This window comes from Enterobacter nematophilus (assembly GCF_026344075.1).
Lineage (GTDB): Bacteria > Pseudomonadota > Gammaproteobacteria > Enterobacterales > Enterobacteriaceae > Enterobacter > Enterobacter nematophilus.
This window is the reverse complement of the sequence record NZ_JAPKNE010000009.1, coordinates 1-21,763: the sequence shown is the minus strand read 5'-3', so window position 1 is coordinate 21,763 and position 21,763 is coordinate 1. Positions and strand designations below refer to the sequence as shown.

The 21,763-nt window shown below is 55.6% G+C and carries 26 protein-coding genes, 1 tRNA gene and 1 rRNA gene; 16 read left to right on the top strand and 12 right to left on the bottom strand.

Translation table 11 applies throughout. The features are described from left to right. Both frdC and frdD read left to right on the top strand, forming a co-directional pair. Positions 1 to 396, top strand: coding sequence for a fumarate reductase subunit FrdC (gene frdC, locus OSH03_RS18805; protein WP_028015239.1), 396 nt, complete (start codon positions 1 to 3; stop codon positions 394 to 396). 10 nt (positions 397 to 406) lie between these two features. Then, positions 407 to 766 (top strand): fumarate reductase subunit FrdD, encoded by a 360-nt coding sequence (gene frdD, locus OSH03_RS18800; protein ID WP_045331442.1) that lies wholly within the window; start codon positions 407 to 409, stop codon positions 764 to 766. A gap of 29 nt (positions 767 to 795) precedes the next feature. Here frdD and ampR read toward each other — a convergent pair whose 3' ends face one another. Further along, positions 796 to 1,671 carry a LysR family transcriptional regulator AmpR gene (ampR, locus tag OSH03_RS18795; protein WP_061099491.1) on the bottom strand — a complete coding sequence of 292 codons (876 nt, stop codon included), beginning with the start codon at positions 1,669 to 1,671 and terminating at the stop codon, positions 796 to 798. A 132-nt stretch (positions 1,672 to 1,803) separates the two neighbouring features. On the opposite strand from ampR, the gene blaACT reads away from it, so the two are divergent. Beyond that, positions 1,804 to 2,949, top strand: a complete 1,146-nt coding sequence (gene blaACT, locus OSH03_RS18790) for an ACT family cephalosporin-hydrolyzing class C beta-lactamase (protein WP_266179808.1) — start codon at positions 1,804 to 1,806, stop codon at positions 2,947 to 2,949. A gap of 106 nt (positions 2,950 to 3,055) precedes the next feature. Then, positions 3,056 to 3,586: a lipocalin family protein gene (locus OSH03_RS18785; RefSeq protein ID WP_119917119.1), complete on the top strand. Its 531-nt coding sequence runs from the start codon at positions 3,056 to 3,058 to the stop codon at positions 3,584 to 3,586. Here the strand turns inward: OSH03_RS18785 and sugE are convergent. Further along, complete coding sequence (gene sugE, locus OSH03_RS18780; RefSeq protein WP_266179807.1) at positions 3,583 to 3,900, bottom strand: quaternary ammonium compound efflux SMR transporter SugE; 318 nt, start codon at positions 3,898 to 3,900, stop codon at positions 3,583 to 3,585. The genes OSH03_RS18785 and sugE overlap by 4 nt on opposite strands. Before the next feature lie 257 nt (positions 3,901 to 4,157). On the opposite strand from sugE, the gene OSH03_RS18775 reads away from it, so the two are divergent. Continuing rightward, on the top strand, positions 4,158 to 4,757 hold the full coding sequence (locus OSH03_RS18775; protein ID WP_151413448.1) for a helix-turn-helix transcriptional regulator: 600 nt from the start codon (positions 4,158 to 4,160) through the stop codon (positions 4,755 to 4,757). A gap of 37 nt (positions 4,758 to 4,794) precedes the next feature. Here the strand turns inward: OSH03_RS18775 and ecnB are convergent, their stop codons facing one another. The 3 genes from ecnB to efp form a co-directional block, all read right to left on the bottom strand. Beyond that, the gene (gene ecnB, locus OSH03_RS18770) at positions 4,795 to 4,941 is read right to left on the bottom strand and encodes a lipoprotein toxin entericidin B (RefSeq protein ID WP_003025482.1); all 147 of its coding nucleotides are present in this window, start codon (positions 4,939 to 4,941) and stop codon (positions 4,795 to 4,797) included. A gap of 108 nt (positions 4,942 to 5,049) precedes the next feature. Then, positions 5,050 to 5,181 carry an entericidin A/B family lipoprotein gene (locus tag OSH03_RS18765; protein ID WP_028015234.1) on the bottom strand — a complete coding sequence of 44 codons (132 nt, stop codon included), beginning with the start codon at positions 5,179 to 5,181 and terminating at the stop codon, positions 5,050 to 5,052. Positions 5,182 to 5,239: 58 nt separating this feature from the next. Beyond that, positions 5,240 to 5,806 carry an elongation factor P gene (gene efp, locus OSH03_RS18760; protein ID WP_003855940.1) on the bottom strand — a complete coding sequence of 189 codons (567 nt, stop codon included), beginning with the start codon at positions 5,804 to 5,806 and terminating at the stop codon, positions 5,240 to 5,242. Between the two features lie 40 nt (positions 5,807 to 5,846). Here efp and epmB point away from each other — a divergent pair, with 40 nt between their 5' ends. Continuing rightward, positions 5,847 to 6,875 carry an EF-P beta-lysylation protein EpmB gene (gene epmB, locus OSH03_RS18755; protein WP_061099497.1) on the top strand — a complete coding sequence of 343 codons (1,029 nt, stop codon included), beginning with the start codon at positions 5,847 to 5,849 and terminating at the stop codon, positions 6,873 to 6,875. Between the two features lie 65 nt (positions 6,876 to 6,940). Here epmB and OSH03_RS18750 read toward each other — a convergent pair whose 3' ends face one another. Next, the gene (locus OSH03_RS18750; RefSeq protein ID WP_014882205.1) at positions 6,941 to 7,294 is read right to left on the bottom strand and encodes a DUF4156 domain-containing protein; all 354 of its coding nucleotides are present in this window, start codon (positions 7,292 to 7,294) and stop codon (positions 6,941 to 6,943) included. Between the two features lie 234 nt (positions 7,295 to 7,528). Here OSH03_RS18750 and OSH03_RS18745 point away from each other — a divergent pair, with 234 nt between their 5' ends. From OSH03_RS18745 to iadA, 3 genes are read left to right on the top strand one after another with little or no spacing between them, the layout of a single operon-like run. Then, positions 7,529 to 8,194 carry a nucleoside recognition domain-containing protein gene (locus OSH03_RS18745; protein ID WP_061099498.1) on the top strand — a complete coding sequence of 222 codons (666 nt, stop codon included), beginning with the start codon at positions 7,529 to 7,531 and terminating at the stop codon, positions 8,192 to 8,194. Beyond that, positions 8,175 to 8,636, top strand: a complete 462-nt coding sequence (locus OSH03_RS18740; protein ID WP_266179806.1) for a YjiG family protein — start codon at positions 8,175 to 8,177, stop codon at positions 8,634 to 8,636. Before OSH03_RS18745 ends, OSH03_RS18740 begins: the two co-directional genes overlap by 20 nt. Before the next feature lie 10 nt (positions 8,637 to 8,646). After that, positions 8,647 to 9,810, top strand: a complete 1,164-nt coding sequence (gene iadA / locus OSH03_RS18735) for a beta-aspartyl-peptidase (RefSeq protein ID WP_266179805.1) — start codon at positions 8,647 to 8,649, stop codon at positions 9,808 to 9,810. 64 nt (positions 9,811 to 9,874) lie between these two features. Here the strand turns inward: iadA and groL are convergent, their stop codons facing one another. Together groL and OSH03_RS18725 are read right to left on the bottom strand one after the other, a co-directional pair. After that, entirely contained in the window at positions 9,875 to 11,518 is a 1,644-nt protein-coding gene (gene groL / locus OSH03_RS18730; RefSeq protein ID WP_023310114.1) for a chaperonin GroEL, read from the bottom strand. Between the two features lie 31 nt (positions 11,519 to 11,549). Beyond that, the gene (locus tag OSH03_RS18725) at positions 11,550 to 11,843 is read right to left on the bottom strand and encodes a co-chaperone GroES (protein WP_003855929.1); all 294 of its coding nucleotides are present in this window, start codon (positions 11,841 to 11,843) and stop codon (positions 11,550 to 11,552) included. 177 nt (positions 11,844 to 12,020) lie between these two features. Here OSH03_RS18725 and yjeH point away from each other — a divergent pair, with 177 nt between their 5' ends. Further along, the gene (yjeH, locus tag OSH03_RS18720; RefSeq protein WP_266179804.1) at positions 12,021 to 13,268 is read left to right on the top strand and encodes an L-methionine/branched-chain amino acid transporter; all 1,248 of its coding nucleotides are present in this window, start codon (positions 12,021 to 12,023) and stop codon (positions 13,266 to 13,268) included. 22 nt (positions 13,269 to 13,290) lie between these two features. Here the strand turns inward: yjeH and OSH03_RS18715 are convergent, their stop codons facing one another. After that, positions 13,291 to 13,755 carry an FxsA family protein gene (locus OSH03_RS18715; protein WP_028015228.1) on the bottom strand — a complete coding sequence of 155 codons (465 nt, stop codon included), beginning with the start codon at positions 13,753 to 13,755 and terminating at the stop codon, positions 13,291 to 13,293. A gap of 335 nt (positions 13,756 to 14,090) precedes the next feature. Between OSH03_RS18715 and aspA the strand changes: the two genes are divergently transcribed. The 5 genes from aspA (at position 14,091) to OSH03_RS18690 (ending at position 19,686) form a co-directional block, all read left to right on the top strand. After that, positions 14,091 to 15,527, top strand: coding sequence for an aspartate ammonia-lyase (gene aspA, locus OSH03_RS18710; protein WP_003855923.1), 1,437 nt, complete (start codon positions 14,091 to 14,093; stop codon positions 15,525 to 15,527). 116 nt (positions 15,528 to 15,643) lie between these two features. After that, entirely contained in the window at positions 15,644 to 16,945 is a 1,302-nt protein-coding gene (locus OSH03_RS18705) for an anaerobic C4-dicarboxylate transporter (protein ID WP_008502949.1), read from the top strand. A 113-nt stretch (positions 16,946 to 17,058) separates the two neighbouring features. Beyond that, positions 17,059 to 17,382, top strand: coding sequence for a divalent cation tolerance protein CutA (gene cutA, locus OSH03_RS18700; RefSeq protein ID WP_014168278.1), 324 nt, complete (start codon positions 17,059 to 17,061; stop codon positions 17,380 to 17,382). Next, a complete protein-coding gene (locus OSH03_RS18695) occupies positions 17,358 to 19,061 on the top strand; it encodes a protein-disulfide reductase DsbD (RefSeq protein ID WP_266179803.1) in 1,704 nt (567 codons plus the stop codon). The genes cutA and OSH03_RS18695 overlap by 25 nt, the downstream gene beginning before the upstream one ends. Positions 19,062 to 19,110: 49 nt before the next feature. Beyond that, complete coding sequence (locus OSH03_RS18690; RefSeq protein ID WP_028015225.1) at positions 19,111 to 19,686, top strand: transcriptional regulator; 576 nt, start codon at positions 19,111 to 19,113, stop codon at positions 19,684 to 19,686. On the opposite strand, the gene OSH03_RS18685 is transcribed toward OSH03_RS18690, so the two are convergent. Together OSH03_RS18685 and OSH03_RS18680 are read right to left on the bottom strand one after the other, a co-directional pair. Further along, the gene (locus tag OSH03_RS18685; protein ID WP_266179802.1) at positions 19,683 to 20,273 is read right to left on the bottom strand and encodes a LysE family translocator; all 591 of its coding nucleotides are present in this window, start codon (positions 20,271 to 20,273) and stop codon (positions 19,683 to 19,685) included. The genes OSH03_RS18690 and OSH03_RS18685 overlap by 4 nt on opposite strands. Before the next feature lie 37 nt (positions 20,274 to 20,310). Further along, positions 20,311 to 21,156 carry an AraC family transcriptional regulator gene (locus OSH03_RS18680; RefSeq protein WP_253540404.1) on the bottom strand — a complete coding sequence of 282 codons (846 nt, stop codon included), beginning with the start codon at positions 21,154 to 21,156 and terminating at the stop codon, positions 20,311 to 20,313. 168 nt (positions 21,157 to 21,324) lie between these two features. Here OSH03_RS18680 and OSH03_RS18675 point away from each other — a divergent pair. Then, positions 21,325 to 21,400, top strand: a tRNA-Phe gene (locus OSH03_RS18675). A 208-nt stretch (positions 21,401 to 21,608) separates the two neighbouring features. Here OSH03_RS18675 and rrf read toward each other — a convergent pair. Beyond that, positions 21,609 to 21,724 (bottom strand): 5S ribosomal RNA (rrf, locus tag OSH03_RS18670). Positions 21,725 to 21,763: the final 39 nt, after the last annotated feature.

Below are 21,763 nucleotides of genomic sequence, written 5' to 3'. Positions count from 1 at the left end.
ATGACGACTAAACGCAAAGCCTACGTGCGGCCAGTGCCGTCCACCTGGTGGAAAAACCTGCCGTTTTATCGCTTCTATATGCTGCGTGAAGGCACGGCGGTACCGGCGGTGTGGTTCAGCCTTGAGTTAATGTATGGCGTTTTTGCCCTTAAACACGGGCCGGAAACCTGGGCGAATTTTGTCGGTTTCCTGCAAAACCCAATCATCGTGGTTCTGAACCTGATCGCGCTCGCGGCGGCGCTGCTTCATACCAAAACCTGGTTTGAACTGGCGCCAAAAGCGGCGAACATCATCATTAAAGACGAAAAAATGGGGCCGGAGCCAGTCATTAAAGGGCTGTGGGCAGTGACGATCCTGGTCACTGTGGTCATTCTGTTTGTCGCACTGTTCTGGTAAGGAGACTACTGTGATCAATCCAAATCCAAAACGTTCAGACGAGCCGGTCTTCTGGGGCCTGTTTGGCGCAGGCGGCATGTGGAGTGCCATCATCGCCCCGGTTATTATCCTGCTGGTCGGCATTATGCTGCCGCTGGGGCTGTTCCCGGGCGATGCGCTGAGCTACGAGCGCGTGCTGGCGTTTGCGAGCAGCTTTATTGGCCGCGTGTTCATCTTCCTGACGATCGTCCTGCCGCTGTGGTGCGGCCTGCACCGTATTCACCATGCGATGCACGATCTGAAAATCCATGTGCCGAGCGGTAAATGGGTGTTCTACGGGCTGGCAACCATCCTGACCGTGGTGACGCTAATTGCCGTGGTCACTATCTGACGCTTCAGGCCCGCCATCCGGCGGGCCTTTTATTTCTGCATTTTTCCCACCAGCCACTGGGCAAATTCACGCATTGCGGACGTTTCAGCCCGCGACTGCAGCCTTGTTAACCAGTAACTGCCCAGATCAATTTGCGTGGTAAACGGCTGCACAATGCGCTCGCTGTTCAGCAAATGGGTAAACATATCGACAGGCGCAATGGCAATGCCCATACCTGCCTGCGCGGCTTCCAGCATGGTGACAGACGAATCAAATACCATCACCCGGTGCGTTGGCGATGGGGGATGCTCGCCTGCCGCCTGCATCCACGCCGACCATTCGTCGCGTCGGTAAGAGCGTAGCAGGGTAAACTTCAGGATATCGGCCGGAGACTGGAGCACGGCGGCGATGTCAGGCGAGCAAAGCGGCGCCAGCGGCGCGGGGCACAAGAACTGCGCCTCGGTGCCGTGCCACGCCCCACCGCCGTAGCGGATCGTATAATCAAGCCCTTCAGCCGCCGGATCGACGCGGTTGTTATGGGTGGAAAGGTGAAGATCGATATGCGGATAACAGCGGCGAAAGTCCGCGAGCTGAGAGAACAGGATACCCGTGGCGAAAGTCCCTACTACGCCAATTTTTAGCTTCTCCTGGGCGCGCTGGCTGGCAAAGCGATCCAGCATTCCGGCGATGCGATCGAATGAATCATTCAGCACCGGCAGCAGATTTTCCCCCTCCGTGGTCAACATCAGGCCGCGCGAGACGCGGACAAACAGCTGACAGTTCAGATGCTGCTCCAGCGCCTTAACGTGCTGGCTGATGGCAGAATGGGTGACGTTCAGCTCTATCGCAGCATGCGTAAAACTGAGGTGCCGGGCGGCCGCTTCGAAGGCGCGAAGCGAATTAAGCGGAAGATAGCTGCGGGTCATTGTTCCATCCGTTAGAAAAATTAACAGCTCATGCTAAATTTAACCGTTTGTCAGCCATAGTCAAATCCCACAGACTACAGCGGTCTGCCGGGCCCGGACACTCCCTTGACCTGCTATTATGGAAGATAATTGATGATGAAAAAATTCCTTTGCTGCGCCCTGCTGCTCAGCACATCCTGCTCTGTACTCGCCGCGCCGATGTCGGAAAAACAGCTGGCTGACGTGGTAGAACGCCACGTTACGCCCCTGATGAAAGCGCAGGGTATTCCAGGCATGGCGGTGGCCGTGATTTATCAGGGCCAGCCACACTACTTTACCTTCGGAAAGGCCGATATCGCGGCGAACAAACCCGTCACCCCGCAAACCCTGTTCGAGCTGGGCTCTATAAGTAAAACCTTCACCGGCGTGCTGGGGGGCGATGCCATTGCCCGCGGTGAAATTTCGCTGGGCGATCCGGTGACTAAATACTGGCCTGAGCTGACGGGCAAGCAGTGGCAGGGAATTCGCATGCTCGATCTGGCGACCTATACCGCCGGTGGCCTGCCGCTCCAGGTGCCGGACGAGGTGACTGATAATGCCTCCCTGCTGCGCTTTTATCAGAACTGGCAGCCACAGTGGAAGCCGGGCACCACGCGTCTTTACGCCAACTCCAGCATCGGTCTTTTTGGCGCGCTGGCGGTCAAACCTTCCGGCATGAGCTATGAGCAGGCCATGACGACGCGGGTCTTTAAGCCGCTCAGGCTGGACCACACCTGGATTAACGTTCCGAAAGCGGAGGAGACGCACTACGCCTGGGGATATCGTGACGGTAAAGCGGTCCACGTTTCACCGGGCATGCTGGACGCAGAGGCGTATGGCGTGAAAACCAACGTGCAGGATATGGCGAGCTGGGTGATGGCCAACATGGCACCTGACGCGCTGCAGGATACGTCCCTGAAGCAAGGCATTACGCTGGCGCAGTCTCGCTACTGGCGCGTGGGGGCCATGTATCAGGGGTTAGGCTGGGAGATGCTCAACTGGCCGGTCGATGCCAAAACCGTGGTCGGAGGCAGCGATAACAAGGTGGCGCTGGCACCGTTGCCTGCAAGAGAAGTGAGTCCACCCGTTCCCCCGGTTAAGGCCTCATGGGTGCACAAAACGGGCTCAACCGGCGGGTTTGGCAGCTACGTGGCCTTTATTCCTGAAAAGCAGCTCGGCATTGTGATGCTGGCGAATAAAAGCTATCCGAACCCGGCGCGAGTTGAGGCGGCATACCGTATCCTCGACGCGCTGCAGTAAAACATTGCCGGGTGGCGCTGCGCTTACCCGGCGAAACACACCGCACAAAAACCCCATTTTCCTTGCCGTCATCTACACTTAACAAAAAAACAGTAAGGAAACTCCTATGCGCATTCTGCCTGTTATCGCCGCGGTGACAGCCGCGTTTTTAGTGGTTGCCTGCAGTTCCCCTACCCCACCGCCCGGCGTCACCGTCGTCACGCCTTTTGATGCACAACGATTCCTCGGAACATGGTACGAAATCGCACGACTCGATCATCGGTTTGAGCAGGGCCTGGAGAAGGTCACGGCACATTACAGCCCGATGGATGATGGCGGTATTCAGGTGATCAACCGGGGCTATAATCCCGACCGGGAGATGTGGCAGCAGTCGGTGGGGAAAGCCTACTTCACTGGCGACCCGCGACGGGCCGCGCTCAAAGTCTCTTTCTTCGGCCCGTTTTATGGCGGCTATAACGTGATAGCGCTCGACAGAGAGTACCGTCACGCGCTGGTCTGCGGGCCGGATCGCGACTATCTTTGGATACTTTCCCGCACGCCAACTATTTCGTCAGAGATGAAACAGCAGATGCTGGACGTCGCGACCCGACAGGGGTTTGATGTGTCGAAACTCATCTGGGTAAAACAGCCCCGTTAATGGGTGCTGAGCTTCAGTCCAATGATACCGGCCACAATCAGAGCGAGGCTGGCAATGCGCGCCAGGCTCGCTGACTCACCCAGCAGCAGAATGCCGGTAATCGCCGCGCCTACGGCACCGATCCCCGTCCAGACGGCATAGGCCGTTCCCACCGGCAGGGAACGCATCGCCCACGAGAGCAGAATAATACTCACGATCATCGCAGTAACGGTAATGACGCTGGGCGTCAGGCGGGTAAATCCGTGGGTGTACTTGAGGCCAATCGCCCATACCACTTCGAGCAGGCCAGCAATTAAAAGAATAATCCAGGACATCTCGGGCTCCTTAACTTAAAAAGTTGGGGCCGTCCCCGATGAAAGAAGCGCTTACGGGTCGTCCCGCAAGGCAGATAACACCCCATATTTTGGTTAGCGTGCGATTTTTTTTCAATCATTTTTTGATGAACGCGTTAAGCCCAGAAATAGCCGCAGTATGGCGCGGAGTTCAGGCATTTATAGCTCATCGGACTTCTCTATGATGATGTGCTTTCTGATGGCAGGAAGCCAAACCACTAGCCGACTGCGAATAAAATATGTTCAAGATTCTTTTGATTGACCGTTGTCACTTCACCCGCACCGGGTTTGAAGCCTGGCTCAATCATTCCGGTTTGTTCCCGGGGCACTATGTTGTGACCGGGCTGAACAATCTTTTCCTCGCCAGAGAACACATTCTGCAATGGAAACCTGCGCTGGTTATCGCTGACCTGCATGGTTTCAGGCAGGATATTCACCATTTCCAGCAATTCTCTTCCTTGCTGAACGCCAGCGAAAAATTACCTTTTATAATGCTGCAATCAGGAGAGGACAGGGACATGACGGCCTGGCTGGAGAACTTCCCGGTCTGGTCTACGTTAATGAAAAACGCCCCTCTTGAGGAACTCGCGGAGGTTATTAATGACGCGTTAATCTCGGGCGCAAGCACGCACAGACCAACCGTGGCCGCTCCCTTGCTAACCCGACAGGAAGAGAAAGTGCTGACGTTGTGGATGGACGGCGCGAGCAATCAAAAAATTGCCGCTCACCTGAGTATCAATGGCAAAACGGTTTATACCTATAAACGCAATATCCGCATGAAGCTGCATATGGATACGCGCTTTTCACCGTTTTTATCCCTGCAGGAGTCAGAAAGCTGACGGTACGAAACCCATTCGGTCCCGTACCGTTTGTTAATTACTGCTGAGCTTTCGTCGCCGCACCAGAGATCGCGCTACCACCTTCAGAAATATCCTGACCGACGCCGCGCGTGGTATTACAGGCCGTTAACACTGAAGAAAGTACCAGCACTGAAAAGATCGCTGCAATTGTTTTCTTAACCATAATATCTTCCTTTTATAGCCAAAGTTGTTTTGTGTATAGCAACTTAAGAATAGACAAGATCCCGCCGATTGACGGAAAAGGAAGCATTTTTAGGAAAATTAGACGAGCTTAGCTGGCAGCGTGAGAAATGATATGACCGAGGTCCTGGATATCTTCCCCCATGCCACGGGCGGTGTTACAGCCGGAAAGCAGTACGCTGGAAAGCGCTAACAGAAGCAGAATTTTAACGGTACGTTTCATCATCCCTGCCTGCAAAAATCAGGCGCAGCGGGCGCTGCGCCTCGAATCATGACGTAAATTACTTCACGCGGGATACGTATTCGCCGGAACGAGTATCCACTTTGATCACTTCACCGATCTGAACGAACAGTGGCACTTTCACCACAGCGCCGGTGGAGAGCGTTGCTGGCTTGCCGCCAGTACCCGCGGTGTCACCTTTCAGACCTGGATCGGTTTCAACGATTTCCAGCTCAACAAAGTTTGGCGGGGTAACAGCGATAGGCTGGCCGTTCCACAGGGTCACGATGCACTCGGCCTGATCCAGCAGCCACTTCGCGTTATCGCCAATCGCTTTTGCGTCAGCAGACAGCTGCTCGAACGTTTCGTTGTTCATGAAGTGCCAGAACTCACCGTCGTTGTACAGGTAAGTCAGGTTCATATCGACAACATCAGCGCCTTCGGCGGAGTCAGTAGATTTGAAGGTTTTCTCAACACGGGTACCGGTCAGCAGGCGGCGCAGCTTAACGCGTGCGAATGCCTGGCCTTTACCTGGTTTAACGAATTCGCTGGCTTCAACCGCGTACGGTTCGCCGTCCATCATGATTTTAAGACCAGCACGAAAATCGTTGCTATAGTACGTTGCCATAAGGCCCTCTAAATTTGTTAACTGGTAGCTAAGCCACAAAATGGCGCATATTGTAACCCTAAACACCCCATCCAGAGAAGATTGGTTATCGCAACTTGCCGATGTAATCACCAGTCCTGATGAATTGCTGCGTCTTTTAGACCTCGATCAGCACCCGGAGTTGCTTGCCGGCCGTGAGGCAAAGCGGCTTTTCGCCCTGCGCGTTCCCCGCGCGTTTGTTGCGCGCATGGAAAAAGGCAACCCTGACGATCCTTTATTAAAACAAACCCTTACGTCGCAGGATGAGTTTATTACCGCGCCGGGCTACAGCACCGATCCGCTGGAAGAGCAAAACAGCGTGGTGCCAGGTTTACTGCACAAATATCTCAATCGCGCCCTGCTGCTGGTAAAAGGCGGCTGCGCGGTAAATTGTCGTTATTGCTTCCGTCGGCACTTCCCGTACGCCGAAAACCAGGGAAATAAGCGTAACTGGCAGGTTGCGCTGGACTATATCGCCGCCCATCCAGAGCTGGATGAGATTATTTTTTCCGGCGGAGACCCGCTGATGGCAAAAGATCATGAGCTGGACTGGCTTTTGACGCAGCTTGAAGCCATCCCGCACATCAAGCGTCTGCGCATTCACAGCCGTTTACCGATTGTCATTCCGGCACGTATCACTGACGGCCTGGCTGCACGCCTGGAGCAGTCCCGCCTGCAGGTGCTGCTGGTAAACCATATTAACCACGCGAACGAAATCGACGATGAATTTCGCGCGGCGATGGCGCGCCTGCGTAAGGCGGGCGTCACGCTGCTCAACCAAAGCGTCCTGCTGCGCGGCGTGAACGATAATGCCCGCGTGCTGGCCGATCTCAGCAACGCCTTGTTTGACGCAGGCGTGATGCCCTATTACCTGCACGTGCTGGATCGCGTGCAGGGAGCGGCGCATTTTATGGTGACGGATGACGAAGCCCGACAGATTATGCGCGAACTGTTAACGCTGGTTTCAGGGTATATGGTGCCGAAGCTGGCACGCGAGATTGGCGGAGAGCCGAGTAAAACGCCGCTGGATTTGCAGCTGCGGCAGCGCTAAAAGGCAGGTGGCGCTACGCTTACCTGCCCTACGAGGTGGGGGCGCAGCGCCATCAGCAAGTTAACTCAGTTCGGGCACTTATAGACCTGGCCGCTCATCTGGCTGGCCGTTGGCACGAAGCTGGAGAGCATTCCCTGCGTCGGGCTGCTCACGCCGTAAATCACGTTACCACCCATAGCAGCAGCCTGGTTACGCAGGGCATTCGCCGCGCCGCGCATAGAACCGCCTTCTTCACCGTGCTGACCCGACATCCAGTTGCTTTGTTCACCGGTGGCTGTACCTAACAGCTGGCATTCGCTGCCTGGCTTATCTTCCACAAAGCGAACGCCCTGGCCCGCTGCCGACAGTTCATTGCTGGAGCTACAACCCGCCAGCAGCAACGCTGCTCCTACGATCCCTGCACAGACTTTTACGCGCATGTTATTCCTCGTTTTCAATAAGCTGGACAGTAATTGTCCGTGTGTAAATCTTATACCTAAAAGATGACTAAAAGAAAAATCCCCGCGCATTTCTGCGAGCCAGATTCCGTACGTCACTCCTCCGATATCTTAAATGAATTCTGATAATGCCCTTTGGGATATCGTGTTTTAGCCCCCGATCGTTTTTAGTGTTGTGACGTACAACTTTTGTACGCGATTAAAACAGGGGGTTTCATGAGTGCATCATCCTCAGGAGAGGAAAAGGTAACATGGGTGGGCTATCTGGCGTTTGTGCTCACCATCGTATTTTTCTCGGGCTTTTTCGCCAAAAGTACCGAATGGTGGCGCGTGCTGGATTTTACCGTCCTAAACGGCAGCTTTGGTTCGGTGAACGGCGCGCTAACGTTTCGCGGCGAGGGCGGCACGGGGGCGAAAGACGGTTTCTTATTTGCCCTTGAGCTGGCGCCTTCGGTCATTTTATCGCTCGGGATCATTGCCGTCACCGAGGGGCTGGGCGGGCTGCGTGCCGCGCAACAGCTGATGACGCCCATTTTGCGCCCGCTGCTTGGCGTACCGGGCATCTGCTCTCTGGCCCTCATCGCCAACCTGCAAAATACCGATGCCGCAGCAGGGATGACCAAAGAGTTGACCGACGAAGGGGCTATTACCGATCGCGAGCGCGCCATTTTCGCCACCTTCCAGACCAGCGGTAGCGCCATCATTACTAACTATTTTTCTTCCGGTGCCGCACTCTTCACGTTTATTACCGTCCCGGTAATCACGCCGCTGGCCGTCATACTGGTGTTTAAATTTGTTGGCGCGAACTTCCTGCGTCTGTGGATCGCTCACATGGAAGATCGTTGTATTCAGGAGGAAAAAAATGATCGCCCAGCCGCGTAAAAATGTCATGGACATGTTTATTGATGGCGCCCGCCGAGGCTTTACCATCGCCACCACCAGCCTGCTGCCGAACGTGGTTATGGCGTTTGTCATCATTCAGGCGCTCAAGGTGACAGGCCTGCTGGATATTGTTGGCAATATTTGCGAGCCGATCATGGCGCTGTGGGGGCTTCCGGGCGCGGCGGCAACGGTCCTTCTGGCCTCGGTGATGAGTATGGGCGGGGGCGTGGGGGTTTGCGCCAGCCTGGTGGCTGCCGGCACGCTCAACGGCTACGATGCCACCGTCCTGCTTCCCGCCATCTATCTGATGGGCAACCCGGTACAAAACACGGGCCGCTGTCTTGGTACCGCAGGGGTTAACCCCAAATATTACCCGCACATCATTACGATCTGCGTCATTAACGCCCTGCTCTCAATGTGGGTAATGCAGCTACTCTTCTGAGGAGATAAAAATGGATTTTTCAGTGCTGGAACCCCATCTTTTCCGCAATGTGCATCTTTACGCGCCGGAGAATCGGGGATATTGCGACCTGCTGATCGCCGGGGGAAAAATCGTCGCGATTGAAAAAACGAATCGCGCAACAGCGCGGCTTAACTGTCCTGAAAGCGATCTCGCCGGGGCGGTGGTTTGCCCGGGCTTTATCGATCAGCACGTGCACCTGATCGGCGGCGGCGGTGAAGCCGGTCCGCACACCCGGACGCCTGAGGTACGGTTATCCGCGCTGGTGGCGGCGGGCATCACCTCCGTTGTTGGCCTGCTGGGTACCGACGGCGTGACCCGCCATCCCGAATCCCTGCTGGCAAAAACGCGGGCGCTTGAGCATGAAGGGATCAGCGCGTGGATGCTGACAGGCGCGTACGGACTGCCTTCTCCGACGATTACCGGCAGCGTCGAAAAGGATGTGGCGCTGATTGATAAAATCATCGGCGTGAAATGCGCGATTTCCGACCATCGCTCTTCCGCACCGACGGATGACCAGCTCGCGAATATGGCCGCTCAGTCGCGCGTCGGCGGGCTGCTGGGCGCCAAAGCGGGCATATCCGTGTTTCACCTCGGCAACAGCCCGAAGCTGCTGGAGCCGCTGTTTAACATCCTCGATAACGCCGACGTTCCCCGTACGAAGCTGCTGCCAACCCACGTTAACCGCGACCAGGCGCTGTTCCTCGCCGCGCTTAACTATGCCCGCGAAGGGGGTTATATCGATATTACCACCAGCATTCGAGAGCCCATTGATGCCGCCACCGCCATCGTGACGGCCCGTGAAGCGCAGGTGCCGTTTAACCGGCTTACGCTCAGCTCGGACGGTAACGGCAGCCAGCCGATTTTTGATGCGAACGGTAATCTGGTGGGCATTGGCGTAGCGGGCTTCGAGTCCCTGCCCGAAACCCTACAGCAGCTGGTCAACCGGTATCATCTGCCGCTGGAGGAGGCGCTTCTGCCGTTTACGCGTAACGTGGCGGAGTTTCTCGGGCTGGAGCATAAGGGGCGGATCGCGCCCGGATGCGATGCCGATTTCCTGGTGCTGACGGATGACCTGAAGATCCGCGAGGTCTGGGCGAAAGGCCGCCAGATGGTGCGCGAAAGCGTAGCATGCCTGAAGGGAACATTTGAGTAGCGGCAATAAAAAACCCCGGACATTTCTGTCCGGGGTTCGTTCTGAGAGGTTCAGAACAGCATGATTACATCATGCCGCCCATTCCACCCATGCCGCCCATACCAGCAGCACCTAAGTCAGGCGCGTCGCCTTTTGGCAGGTCGGTCACCATGCACTCGGTAGTGATCATCAGGCCAGCTACAGATGCCGCGTACTGCAGAGCAGAACGGGTCACTTTAGTTGGGTCCAGGATACCGAAGTCGATCATGTTGCCGTATTCTTCAGTTGCAGCGTTGTAACCGTAGTTACCTTCGCCCGCTTTCACGTTGTTCGCAACGACAGATGGCTCTTCACCGGCGTTGGACACGATCTGACGCAGAGGAGCTTCCATTGCGCGCAGCGCAACTTTGATACCCACGTTCTGGTCTTCGTTCTGAGCGGTCAGGCCAGCCAGTTTAGCGGCTACACGCACCAGCGCGACACCACCACCAGCAACGACGCCTTCTTCTACCGCAGCACGGGTCGCGTGCAGGGCATCGTCAACGCGTGCTTTCTTCTCTTTCATTTCAACTTCGGTCGCCGCACCAACTTTGATTACCGCAACGCCGCCTGCCAGTTTCGCTACGCGCTCCTGCAGTTTTTCACGGTCGTAATCGGAAGTGGCTTCTTCGATCTGCTTACGGATCTGACCAACACGGCCCTGAATAGCGGCTTCTTCACCCACACCGTCGATGATAGTGGTGGTGTCTTTGTTGATCACAACGCGTTTTGCCTGGCCCAGGTCTTCCAGAGTCGCTTTTTCCAGCTCCATACCGATCTCTTCAGAGATCACGGTACCGCCGGTCAGGGTAGCGATATCCTGCAGCATTGCTTTACGGCGATCGCCGAAGCCAGGTGCTTTAACCGCAGCCACTTTCACGATGCCGCGCATGGTGTTAACCACCAGGGTCGCCAGCGCTTCGCCTTCAACGTCTTCAGCGATAATAACCAGCGGCTTGCCTGCTTTCGCAACGGCTTCCAGCACAGGCAGCATTTCGCGGATGTTGGAGATTTTCTTGTCAGCCAGCAGGATGAACGGGCTTTCCAGCTCAACAGCGCCAGTTTCTGGCTTGTTGATGAAGTATGGGGACAGGTAACCGCGGTCGAACTGCATACCTTCAACCACGTCCAGTTCGTCTTCCAGACCGGTACCGTCTTCAACGGTGATCACGCCTTCTTTACCGACTTTATCCATCGCTTCAGCGATCAGTTTACCTACGGTTTCGTCGGAGTTAGCGGAGATGGTACCAACCTGAGCAATGGCTTTAGAGTCAGAGCACGGTACGGACAGCGCTTTCAGTTCTTCAACAGCGGAGGCGACAGCTTTGTCGATACCACGTTTCAGATCCATTGGGTTCATGCCCGCAGCAACGGCTTTCAGACCTTCGGTGATGATTGCCTGCGCCAGTACGGTCGCGGTGGTGGTACCGTCACCCGCAGCGTCGTTCGCTTTAGAGGCAACTTCTTTCACCATCTGCGCGCCCATGTTTTCGAACTTGTCTTCCAGCTCGATTTCACGTGCAACGGAAACACCATCTTTAGTGATGGTTGGCGCGCCGAAGGATTTATCCAGCACTACGTTACGGCCTTTCGGGCCCAGGGTCACTTTAACTGCATCTGCCAGTACGTTTACGCCGCGGAGCATTTTTACACGAGCGTCGTTACCGAATTTTACGTCTTTAGCTGCCATGTTCTTATTTCCTCAAATTCTCGTGCGTAAATTACGCTTCAACAATTGCCAGAATGTCGCTCTCGGACATGATCAACACTTCTTCATTGTCGATCTTCTCGGATTTCACGCCGTAGCCATCGTTGAAAATTACGATGTCACCAACTTTAACGTCCAGCGGCTGCACAGTTCCGTTTTCCAGGATGCGGCCCTTACCGACAGCGATGATTTCGCCACGCGTTGATTTGGCTGCTGCAGAACCGGTCAGAACGATGCCGCCAGCAGACTTGGTTTCAACTTCTTTACGTTTGACGATCACACGATCATGTAACGGACGAATACTCATTGATAGCTCTCCTTTGAGAAAGTCATTATCAGTTATGGATGACGCCGGCCCGCATGCGGTTTTCCGACTAGTGCCCTGAGAGATGGGGATAGCTTTTTACCCCTTCAAGGGGGAATCGAAAAAAAATTTGCGAAAGTGTTACCATCCACTCTCTTTTGATGGTGGCGGGACAGGTAAATGAGCGGACTCAGGCAGGAGCTGGGGCTGGCGCAGGGCGTTGGCCTGCTTTCAACCTCCTTGTTAGGTACGGGCGTGTTTGCCGTACCGGCACTGGCGGCGCTGGTCGCCGGAAATAACAGCCTTTGGGCATGGCCGGTGCTGATCCTGCTGGTTTTCCCGGTGGCGATTGTGTTTGCCATCCTCGGACGACATTTCCCCAGCGCGGGCGGCGTGGCGCATTTTGTCGGCATGGCGTTTGGTCCGCGCATGGAGCGCGTGATCGGCTGGCTGTTTTTGTCGGTAATACCCGTTGGCCTTCCGGCAGCCCTGCATATCGCCACCGGCTTTGGACAGGCGCTGTTTGGCTGGCACGACGAGCAGCTGCTGATGGCTGAACTGGGTACGCTGGCGATTGTCTGGTGGGTGGGCTCGCGCGGGGCCAGCTCAAGCGCGAATCTGCAAACGCTGGTTGCAGCGTTGATCGTCGTGCTGATCGTCGCCATCTGGTTTGCGGGTAACATTACCGTGGCGGATATCCCCTTCCCTGCGATAAACGATATCGACCATTCACAGCTTTTCGCTGCGTTATCCGTCATGTTCTGGTGTTTCGTTGGTCTTGAAGCATTCGCTCACCTGGCATCCGAGTTTAAACAGCCCGAGCGTGATTTTCCCCGCGCGCTGATGATTGGTCTGCTGCTGGCAGGCACCGTATATTGGGCCTGTACCGTGCTGGTGCTGCACTTCAACGCGTTCGGCGAAGATAAAGCCGCTGCCGCATCGCTACCGGGTATCGTGGTTGAACTGTTCGGCGTGAAGGCGCTATGGGTGGCCTGCGTGATTGGCTATCTCGCCTGCTTTGCCAGCCTCAACATTTATATCCAGAGTTTCGCCCGTCTGGTGTGGTCACAGGCGCGCGACAAACCCGAGAGCCGCCTCGCGCGGTTGTCTAAACGTCAACTTCCGATGAATGCGCTGAATGCCGTGCTGGGCTGCTGCGTCCTGAGCTCGCTGGGCATTTATATTCTCGACATCAACCTTGATGCGCTAATTATTTACGCCAACGGCATTTTCATCATGATCTACCTGCTGTGCATGCTGGCGGGTTGTCGTCTGCTGAAAGGTCGCTATAAAGCACTGGCGGTCGTCGGGGGCGTGCTTTGCCTGCTGCTGCTGGCGATGGTGGGATGGAAGAGTGTGTACGCCATCGTCATGCTGGCGGGACTGTGGGCGTTTTTACCGAAGCGGAAAAATCCGCAGGCCCGGTAAGCGAAGCCACCGGGCAATAAAATTATCGATCGTCTTTATGGTCTAAACGGTCGCGCTGTTCATCCTTGCGCTGATACTCCCCTTCGAAGGTATCGCCTGGCCCTGTGCTGAACCCGCCGCCCGGCATGCGGCTAAAGCGCAGATGCGGCAGCAGCTTCATGGTCAGGTGCTTCTGTACCGGCGGCAACAGCAACAGCAGGCCGAGGAAGTCGGTGAAGAACCCCGGCAGGATCAGCAGCAGGCCCGCAATAATCAGCGACACGCTTTTGATCATCTCTTCTGCCGGGCTTTCGCCTGCGGCCATCTTCTGCTGCATTATCAGGAAATTTTTGAAACCCTGATTACGCACCAGTGACATGCCGATGACGGAGGTGAAGATCACCAGAATCAGCGTCAGCAGGACGCCCAGCACGTGGGCAACCTGGATAAAAATGGAAATCTCAATGTAAACATAGAGAAAGAAAGCAATAAACGGTATCCAGCGCACTGGCATCTCCTGTAGGGCAGGTGCCGTCGGGCCCCTGTCTGAATGTGTTCGCGACGCGCGTTTGAATGAGATGGTGACGGTTAGCGAAAATTCAATCGGTTTGCACGGATATTTTTTTTGGAAATATTAAAGCGGTGACCCATTTCACAGATTAATAATTATCATGGAATCGGCTCGATAATAAGTGATCCAGCTTACGGCAATTCGCTATCATCAGCATATGATCTCGAACATCTGGCTGATTGAGGGAATAATCGTCGGTCAGAAAATATTCAAAACCACATAAATACTGTGTGTTTAGTACAATCCATCGGCAGCTTGAAAAGAAGGTTCACATGTTAAACAACATTCGTATCGAAGAAGACTTGTTGGGTACCAGGGAAGTTCCAGCGGATGCCTACTATGGTGTTCACACTCTGAGAGCGATTGAAAACTTCTACATCAGCAACAGCAAAATCAGCGACATCCCTGAGTTTGTCCGTGGCATGGTGATGGTGAAGAAAGCCGCAGCGCTGGCGAACAAAGAGCTGCAAACCATTCCTAAAAGCGCGGCAAATGCGATTATCGCTGCCTGCGATGAAGTGCTGAACAACGGCAAATGTATGGACCAGTTCCCGGTTGACGTCTATCAGGGCGGCGCGGGTACCTCCGTCAACATGAACACTAACGAAGTACTGGCAAACATTGGCCTGGAGCTGATGGGTCACCAGAAAGGTGAGTACCAGTACCTGAACCCGAACGACCACGTTAACAAATGCCAGTCCACCAACGACGCCTACCCAACCGGCTTCCGCATCGCGGTGTATGCCTCCGTGGTCAAACTGGTGGACGCGATCAACCAGCTGGGCGATGGCTTCCAGCGTAAAGCGGTTGAGTTCCAGGACATTCTGAAAATGGGTCGTACCCAGCTGCAGGACGCGGTGCCAATGACGCTGGGTCAGGAATTCCACGCGTTTAACGTGCTGCTGAACGAAGAGACCAAAAACCTGCTGCGCACTTCCGAGCTGCTGCTGGAAGTGAACCTGGGCGCAACCGCCATCGGTACGCGTCTGAACACCCCGGATGGCTATCAGCAGCTGGCGGTTCAGAAGCTGGCGGAAGTGTCTAACCTGCCGGTGGTACCTGCGGAAGACCTGATTGAAGCCACCTCCGACTGCGGCGCGTACGTGATGGTACACAGCGCCCTGAAACGTCTGGCGGTGAAACTGTCCAAAATCTGTAATGACCTGCGCCTGCTCTCCTCCGGCCCGCGCGCTGGCCTGAACGAAATCAACCTGCCAGAACTGCAGGCCGGTTCGTCCATCATGCCAGCCAAGGTAAACCCGGTTGTGCCGGAAGTGGTGAACCAGGTGTGCTTCAAAGTCATCGGTAACGACACCACCGTGACGATGGCCTCCGAAGCGGGTCAGCTGCAGCTGAACGTGATGGAGCCGGTGATTGGCCAGGCGATGTTTGAATCCATTCACATCCTGACAAACGCCTGCTACAACCTGCTGGAAAAATGCATTAACGGCATCACCGCGAATAAAGAAGTCTGTGAAGGCTATGTTTATAACTCTATCGGGATCGTTACTTACCTCAACCCGTTCATCGGCCACCACAACGGTGACATCGTTGGTAAGATTTGTGCCGAAACCGGTAAGAGCGTGCGTGAAGTCGTGCTGGAGCGCGGACTGTTGACCGAAGCTGAGCTGGACGATATCTTCTCGGCCCAGAACCTGATGCACCCGGCATATAAAGCGAAACGATATACTGATGAAAGCGAACAGTAACAGTTCAGGCTAGGCTTCCGAAAGGCACGTCACTTGTGACGTGCCTTTTTTCTTTTTAGGCGTTACCTAAATACAACAATTCAATATCAACTTGTTAATAAGCAAGGCAGGTCTTTATGTTTGGAGCAGAACTCGTCATCGTCCTGTTGGCGATTTATTTGGGCGCGCGGCTCGGGGGTATCGGCATTGGTTTTGCCGGTGGTCTCGGGGTGCTCGTACTTACCCTTATCTTTCAGATTAAACCCGGCGCAATCCCTTTTGACGTTATCGAAATCATCATGGCGGTTATTGCCGCTATTGCGGCCATGCAGGTGGCAGGCGGTATGGACTACCTGGTGAGCCTGGCGGAGCGCATGCTGCGCCGCCATCCGAAATATATAACCTTCCTTGCCCCGCTGGTGACCTGGTTTATGACCATTCTCGCGGGAACCGGCCACACGGCGTTCTCCACGCTGCCGGTGATCACTGAAGTGGCAAAAGAACAGGGTATTCGCCCGTCTCGTCCGCTCTCTATTGCCGTGGTGGCATCGCAGATTGCGATCACCGCGTCGCCAATCTCAGCCGCCGTAGTCTTTTTCGCGGGTATCCTTGAGCCGATGGGCGTGAGCTACCTGACGCTGCTGGCGATCTGTATTCCAGTTACGCTGATTGCGGTGATGATTACCGCCGTGCTGTGTAACTTCCTCGGCGCCGAGCTGAAAGACGATCCGGTTTACCAGGAGCGTCTGGCAAAAGGTGAAGTAAGCCTGCGCGGTAGCCAGGTCTTCGAACTGAAGCCGCACGCGAAGCGCTCCGTGCTGCTGTTCCTGATCGGTATCGTCGCCGTGATGTTCTACGCGACCGCCATCAGCGACACCGTGGGGCTGATTCAGAACCCGGTGCTGCCGCGTAACGAAGCGATCGTGGTGTTCATGTTGACCATCGCAACGCTGATTAGCATCACCTGTAAAATCGACACCAGCGAAGTGCTGAACGCCAGCACCTTCAAATCCGGTATGAGCGCCTGCGTGTGCGTACTGGGCGTGGCGTGGCTCGGTGACACCTTCGTGAAAGCGCACATCAGCGACATCCAGACCGTTGCCGGCGACCTGCTGCACAACTACCCGTGGCTGCTGGCGGTGGTACTGTTCTTTGCCGCGACGCTGCTTTACTCCCAGGCTGCCACCACCAAAGCGCTGATGCCTGCGGCACTGATGCTGGGCGTGACGCCGCTGACGGCGATTGCCTCTTTCGCGGCGGTTTCTGCGCTGTTCGTTCTGCCAACCTACCCAACCCTGCTGGCGGCGGTTGAGATGGACGATACCGGCTCAACCCGCATCGGTAAGTACGTGTTTAACCACGCGTTCCTGATCCCGGGCGTGGTGGCGATTACGCTTTGCGTCGTCCTCGGCTTTATCATCGGCGGCATTGTGCTGTAAACCGTTAGCCGTTGTAAAAATAGTTAAAATCGGGCCGCTCTGCGGCCCGTTTCATTAATGACCAATCGTCTTGCGTGATATAGTGAAGACTTTCGTGATGAGGAGGTCGACTTGTGAACACGCCTGATGCTGTCGTCGTACTGTGTACCGCCCCTGATGAAGCCTCTGCCCAGGATCTCGCCGCCAAGGTGCTGGCCGAAAAACTGGCAGCCTGCGTAACGCTGCTCCCCGGCGCGACCTCCCTCTATTACTGGGAAGGCAAGCTGGAGCAGGAGTATGAAGTCCAGATGTTACTTAAAACCAATCTGGCGAATCAGCAGGCGCTCCTTGACTGCCTCAAGTCTCATCATCCTTACCAAACCCCGGAGCTGCTGGTGCTGCCAGTGGTCCACGGCGATAACGACTATCTCTCATGGCTCAACGCTTCTTTACGCTGATCCTGCTGCTGTGCAGCACGTCAGTATTTGCCGGGTTGTTTGACGCACCCGGCCGTTCAAACTTTATTCCTGCCGATCAGGCGTTTGTTTTCGACTTTCAGCAAAACCAGCACGATCTCAATCTGACCTGGCAGGTGAAAGAGGGCTACTACCTCTACCGCAAGCAGGTCAGCATCACGCCTGCAAAGGCTAGCGTCGGCGCACCGCAGATGCCCGCAGGCGAGTGGCACGAGGACGAGTTCTACGGTAAAAGTGAAATCTATCGCCAGCGCCTGAGCGTGCCCGTCACGGTGAATCAGGCGGATAAAGATGCCACGCTGACGGTGACGTATCAGGGCTGTGCCGACGCGGGCTTCTGCTACCCCCCTGAAACGAAGGTCGTTCCGCTTAGTGAAGTTAAAGCGGCTGCCTCCCCTCTTCCCTCAGGGGAGAGGGCAAGGGTGAGGGGTGAAGGCGAAGCTGCTTCTGAGCTGCCTTTCTCAGCGCTTTGGGCCTTACTGATTGGTATCAGCATTGCCTTTACCCCGTGTGTCCTGCCGATGTACCCGCTTATCTCCGGGATTGTCCTGGGCGGCAAACAGCGTCTTTCTACCGCCCGCGCGCTGCTCCTGGCGTTTATCTACGTGCAGGGTATGGCGCTCACCTATACCGCGCTCGGCCTAGTGGTCGCCGCGGCTGGGCTGCAGTTCCAGGCGGCGCTTCAGCACCCTTACGTGCTTATCGGCCTGTCCGTCGTATTTATCCTGTTAGCGCTGTCGATGTTTGGCCTGTTCACGCTGCAGCTGCCCTCTTCGCTGCAAACCCGCTTAACGCTGATGAGCAATCGCCAGCAGGGCGGCTCTGCGGGCGGCGTGTTCGCAATGGGTGCCATCGCCGGGCTGATCTGCTCCCCCTGCACCACCGCACCGCTCAGCGCTATCCTGCTGTACATTGCCCAAAGCGGCAACATGTGGCTCGGCGGGGGTACGCTGTATCTTTACGCGCTGGGGATGGGCCTGCCGCTGATTCTGGTGACGGTGTTTGGCAACCGCCTGCTGCCGAAGAGCGGCCCGTGGATGGAGACGGTGAAAACCGCGTTTGGCTTTGTCATCCTGGCGCTTCCGGTGTTCCTGCTGGAACGCATTATTGGTGACGCGTGGGGTCTGCGCCTGTGGGCCATGCTCGGCGTGGCGTTCTTCTCCTGGGCGTTTATCGTTAGCCTGGGGGCAAAAAAAGCGTGGATGCGTCTGGTGCAAATTCTCCTGCTCGCCGCCGCGCTGGTGAGCGTGCGTCCGCTTCAGGATTGGGCGTTCGGCTCGCCTGTGGGCCAGACGCAGGCACATTTAAACTTTATACACATTAAGAACGTCGATGAGCTCAACAGCGCGCTGGCGCAGGCAAAAGGCAAACCGGTGATGCTCGATCTCTATGCCGACTGGTGTGTCGCCTGCAAAGAGTTTGAAAAATACACCTTTAGCGATCCGCAGGTGCAAAATGCCCTGAAAGAGACGGTACTCCTTCAGGCAAACGTCACAGCCAACAATGCGCAGGATAAGGCCCTGCTTAAACACCTTACCGTACTCGGGCTGCCGACTATTCTGTTCTTTAATGAGCAGGGGGAAGAGCAGCCAGAACAGCGTGTAACCGGGTTTATGGATGCAACGGCATTCAGCGCGCATTTGCGCAATCGCCAACCGTAAACAACACTTTAGACGGGACATACCGTTGGGAATAGCGGAGGAGATAACCGTGCAACGCGAAGACGTACTGGGACAAGCCCTGCAACTACTTGAGATTCAAGGGATCGCCAGCACCACGCTTGAGATGGTAGCCGACCGTATCGATTACCCTCTGGATGAGCTAAAGCGCTTCTGGCCGGATAAAGAGGCGCTGCTTTATGATGCCCTACGCTATCTTAGCCAGCAGGTGGATATCTGGCGCAGGCAGCTAATGTTGAATGAAGAGCTGACGGCTGAGCAAAAGCTGTTGGCGCGCTACACCGCCCTGACAGAATGCGTCAGCAACAATCGTTATCCAGGCTGCCTGTTTATTGCTGCCTGTACGTTTTACCCCGATCCTGGCCATCCAATACACCAGCTGGCGGATCAGCAAAAACGTGCGGCGCATGACTTCACCCACGAACTGCTGACAACGCTTGAAGTGGATGACCCGGCAATGGTCGCTAAGCAGATGGAGCTCGTACTGGAAGGTTGCCTGAGCCGCATGCTGGTGAACCGTAGCCAGGCCGATGTGGATACGGCGCACCGCCTGGCGGAAGACATTCTGCGCTTTGCCCAGTGTCGTATGGGCGGGGCACTGACCTAAACCAGCATGCCTGCCCAGGCGGAGACGAGCAGACATAGCGCCATCATGCGCTGAAACCGCACCATCGCCACGGTGGTGCGAAACACCCGGTTTACCGCCTTCCCCAGCCACGCCCAGCACATCAGGCACATCACAGAAATCACTAAGAACCATAGCGCCATCAGCGCAATATCTCTTAACGGATGAATGCTCGCGGGGGCAAAAAGACTCACTACCGCCAGCGCCATCATCCACGTTTTCGGATTCACCACCTGCAGGAGCGTTGCGGCTTGCGCGGTGAAGCGATGAGGCGCCTTCTCAGAAAGATTCGCCGCAGGCGCGCGATACAGTTGCCAGCTCATCCAGGTGAGCCACACTACGCCCGCCCAGCTCATTGCCTGGCGTATCAGAGGAAACTGACGCAGCACCTCTCCGGCGCCTGCGCCCGATATCAGCACAATCAGACTCGCCGTAATACATCCCCCCAAAATGGCGGGGACGGTATTTTTCACACCAAAGTGCTGGCTGTTAGTGAGAACGAGGATATTCGTCGGGCCGGGCGTTATCGACGCGACAAAGGCAAACAGCAGATAAGGCATCAGACTCACAGAGGGCTCCTTTTTTCTTAGAGCCATCACTGTGCCGCTATTTTCTGGAAACGTCTGGAAGGTTTGTGCATAACCGGCGGTAGTGGGCAGGGGAAATACGGTATGCACGCTGGAACCAGCGTCCCAGATGGCTTTGGTCGGCAAAGCCGAGCGCTGTAGCCACGTTAACAGGCTGCTCGCCGTGCGCCAGCAGCTGTCGCGCCTTTGCCAGACGCAGCTGAATAAGCCAGGCGTGCGGCGCCATGTTGAACTCGCGCTTAAAACAGCGCGTCAGCGTAAAGCGATCCGTGCCCGTCTCGCGCGCAAGGTCTGACAAGCCCACGTTCTCGCCGATATGCGCATAAAGATAGTCGCGTGCGCGGTGCGCCACGGCAGCGCTTTGTAGCTGCGACGGGAGTTTCTTACGCCAGTGGCAATGGGAGGTGATCTGAGAGAGCAGCTTATCCATTGTGCTCTGCTGAACAATTTTCATCTCATCGCTATGCAGCGCGTTAAACGTCTCGCCGATAGAACGGACCAGCTGAGGTTCTCGCGTTAGCGTTTGAGCAAAGTGAAGCGAGTAGCGATCCGGCGTGGCTTCATATAATCCCCGGAGGGTGCGCGTCAGCCACTGCTCGTCAAGATAGAAGGTAAGATAGGTAAAGCCCCCTTCCACAGGCGCGTCGCCGTCGTGAATTTCACCCGGCTCCAGTAAGAACGCATCACCCGGACGGCTGTGATGACGTTCGCGACGACAGTGGAACTGCTGGGTGCCTGAAAGGGTAATCCCGACCAGATAGCTATCGTGCCAGTGGGGATCGAAGGCATGGCCTTCGAAGTGCGCTTTGATCGTTTCAATGCCGGTATCCGCATGCTGACGGAGCTCAAGCCAGTCGTTTGCCATACTGCCCTCCTGTTGTTATCAGCATTGCCGCGCGGCCCGGTATTGTCTGGAAGATTTGTGCATTTTCACGGCGAAAACGAACAGATTGCCGCAAACTTAAGCAGTTGAACAGCTTTTCCTGAAATAATGTTGACGATAAGGCGCGATTGCGGTTTAATGCGCTCCGTTGCCCGGATAGCTCAGTCGGTAGAGCAGGGGATTGAAAATCCCCGTGTCCTTGGTTCGATTCCGAGTCCGGGCACCACTATTTAAAGAACCCAGCCTATGGCTGGGTTTTTGCTTTTCTGCGTTTATAAATCCCTTCTTTATATTCTTGCTTCTCTTTGCCGTGGGACCGTGCGGTCTGCTTTGCGGGCTGGCGCTGTGTTTACCGGGCCTGCGGCTCCTGGCGGAATGGAAAAACAAAAGCAAAAAACCCCGCACCTTTCGGTACGGGGTTCTTATTAATTAATGCCTGGCAGTTCCCTACTCTCACATGGGGAGACCCCACACTACCATCGGCGCTACGGCGTTTCACTTCTGAGTTCGGCATGGGGTCAGGTGGGACCACCGCGCTAAAGCCGCCAGGCAAATTCTGTTCATCTGTATCAGGCTGAAATTGATTGTT

Coding starts and splice junctions, on each gene's coding strand:
- OSH03_RS18695 (WP_266179803.1), top strand. CDS start 17,358: ATGGCTCAACGCTTCTTTACGCTGATCCTGCTGCTGTGCAGCACGTCA.
- frdC (WP_028015239.1), top strand. CDS start 1: ATGACGACTAAACGCAAAGCCTACGTGCGGCCAGTGCCGTCCACCTGG.
- aspA (WP_003855923.1), top strand. CDS start 14,091: ATGTTAAACAACATTCGTATCGAAGAAGACTTGTTGGGTACCAGGGAA.
- efp (WP_003855940.1), bottom strand. CDS start 5,806: ATGGCAACGTACTATAGCAACGATTTTCGTGCTGGTCTTAAAATCATG.
- groL (WP_023310114.1), bottom strand. CDS start 11,518: ATGGCAGCTAAAGACGTAAAATTCGGTAACGACGCTCGTGTAAAAATG.
- OSH03_RS18725 (WP_003855929.1), bottom strand. CDS start 11,843: ATGAGTATTCGTCCGTTACATGATCGTGTGATCGTCAAACGTAAAGAA.
- OSH03_RS18750 (WP_014882205.1), bottom strand. CDS start 7,294: ATGCGCGTAAAAGTCTGTGCAGGGATCGTAGGAGCAGCGTTGCTGCTG.
- OSH03_RS18740 (WP_266179806.1), top strand. CDS start 8,175: ATGATCGCCCAGCCGCGTAAAAATGTCATGGACATGTTTATTGATGGC.
- OSH03_RS18680 (WP_253540404.1), bottom strand. CDS start 21,156: ATGGCAAACGACTGGCTTGAGCTCCGTCAGCATGCGGATACCGGCATT.
- epmB (WP_061099497.1), top strand. CDS start 5,847: ATGGCGCATATTGTAACCCTAAACACCCCATCCAGAGAAGATTGGTTA.
- OSH03_RS18745 (WP_061099498.1), top strand. CDS start 7,529: ATGAGTGCATCATCCTCAGGAGAGGAAAAGGTAACATGGGTGGGCTAT.
- sugE (WP_266179807.1), bottom strand. CDS start 3,900: ATGTCCTGGATTATTCTTTTAATTGCTGGCCTGCTCGAAGTGGTATGG.
- yjeH (WP_266179804.1), top strand. CDS start 12,021: ATGAGCGGACTCAGGCAGGAGCTGGGGCTGGCGCAGGGCGTTGGCCTG.
- ecnB (WP_003025482.1), bottom strand. CDS start 4,941: ATGGTTAAGAAAACAATTGCAGCGATCTTTTCAGTGCTGGTACTTTCT.
- iadA (WP_266179805.1), top strand. CDS start 8,647: ATGGATTTTTCAGTGCTGGAACCCCATCTTTTCCGCAATGTGCATCTT.
- OSH03_RS18765 (WP_028015234.1), bottom strand. CDS start 5,181: ATGAAACGTACCGTTAAAATTCTGCTTCTGTTAGCGCTTTCCAGCGTA.
- OSH03_RS18785 (WP_119917119.1), top strand. CDS start 3,056: ATGCGCATTCTGCCTGTTATCGCCGCGGTGACAGCCGCGTTTTTAGTG.
- blaACT (WP_266179808.1), top strand. CDS start 1,804: ATGATGAAAAAATTCCTTTGCTGCGCCCTGCTGCTCAGCACATCCTGC.
- ampR (WP_061099491.1), bottom strand. CDS start 1,671: ATGACCCGCAGCTATCTTCCGCTTAATTCGCTTCGCGCCTTCGAAGCG.
- OSH03_RS18775 (WP_151413448.1), top strand. CDS start 4,158: ATGTTCAAGATTCTTTTGATTGACCGTTGTCACTTCACCCGCACCGGG.
- OSH03_RS18705 (WP_008502949.1), top strand. CDS start 15,644: ATGTTTGGAGCAGAACTCGTCATCGTCCTGTTGGCGATTTATTTGGGC.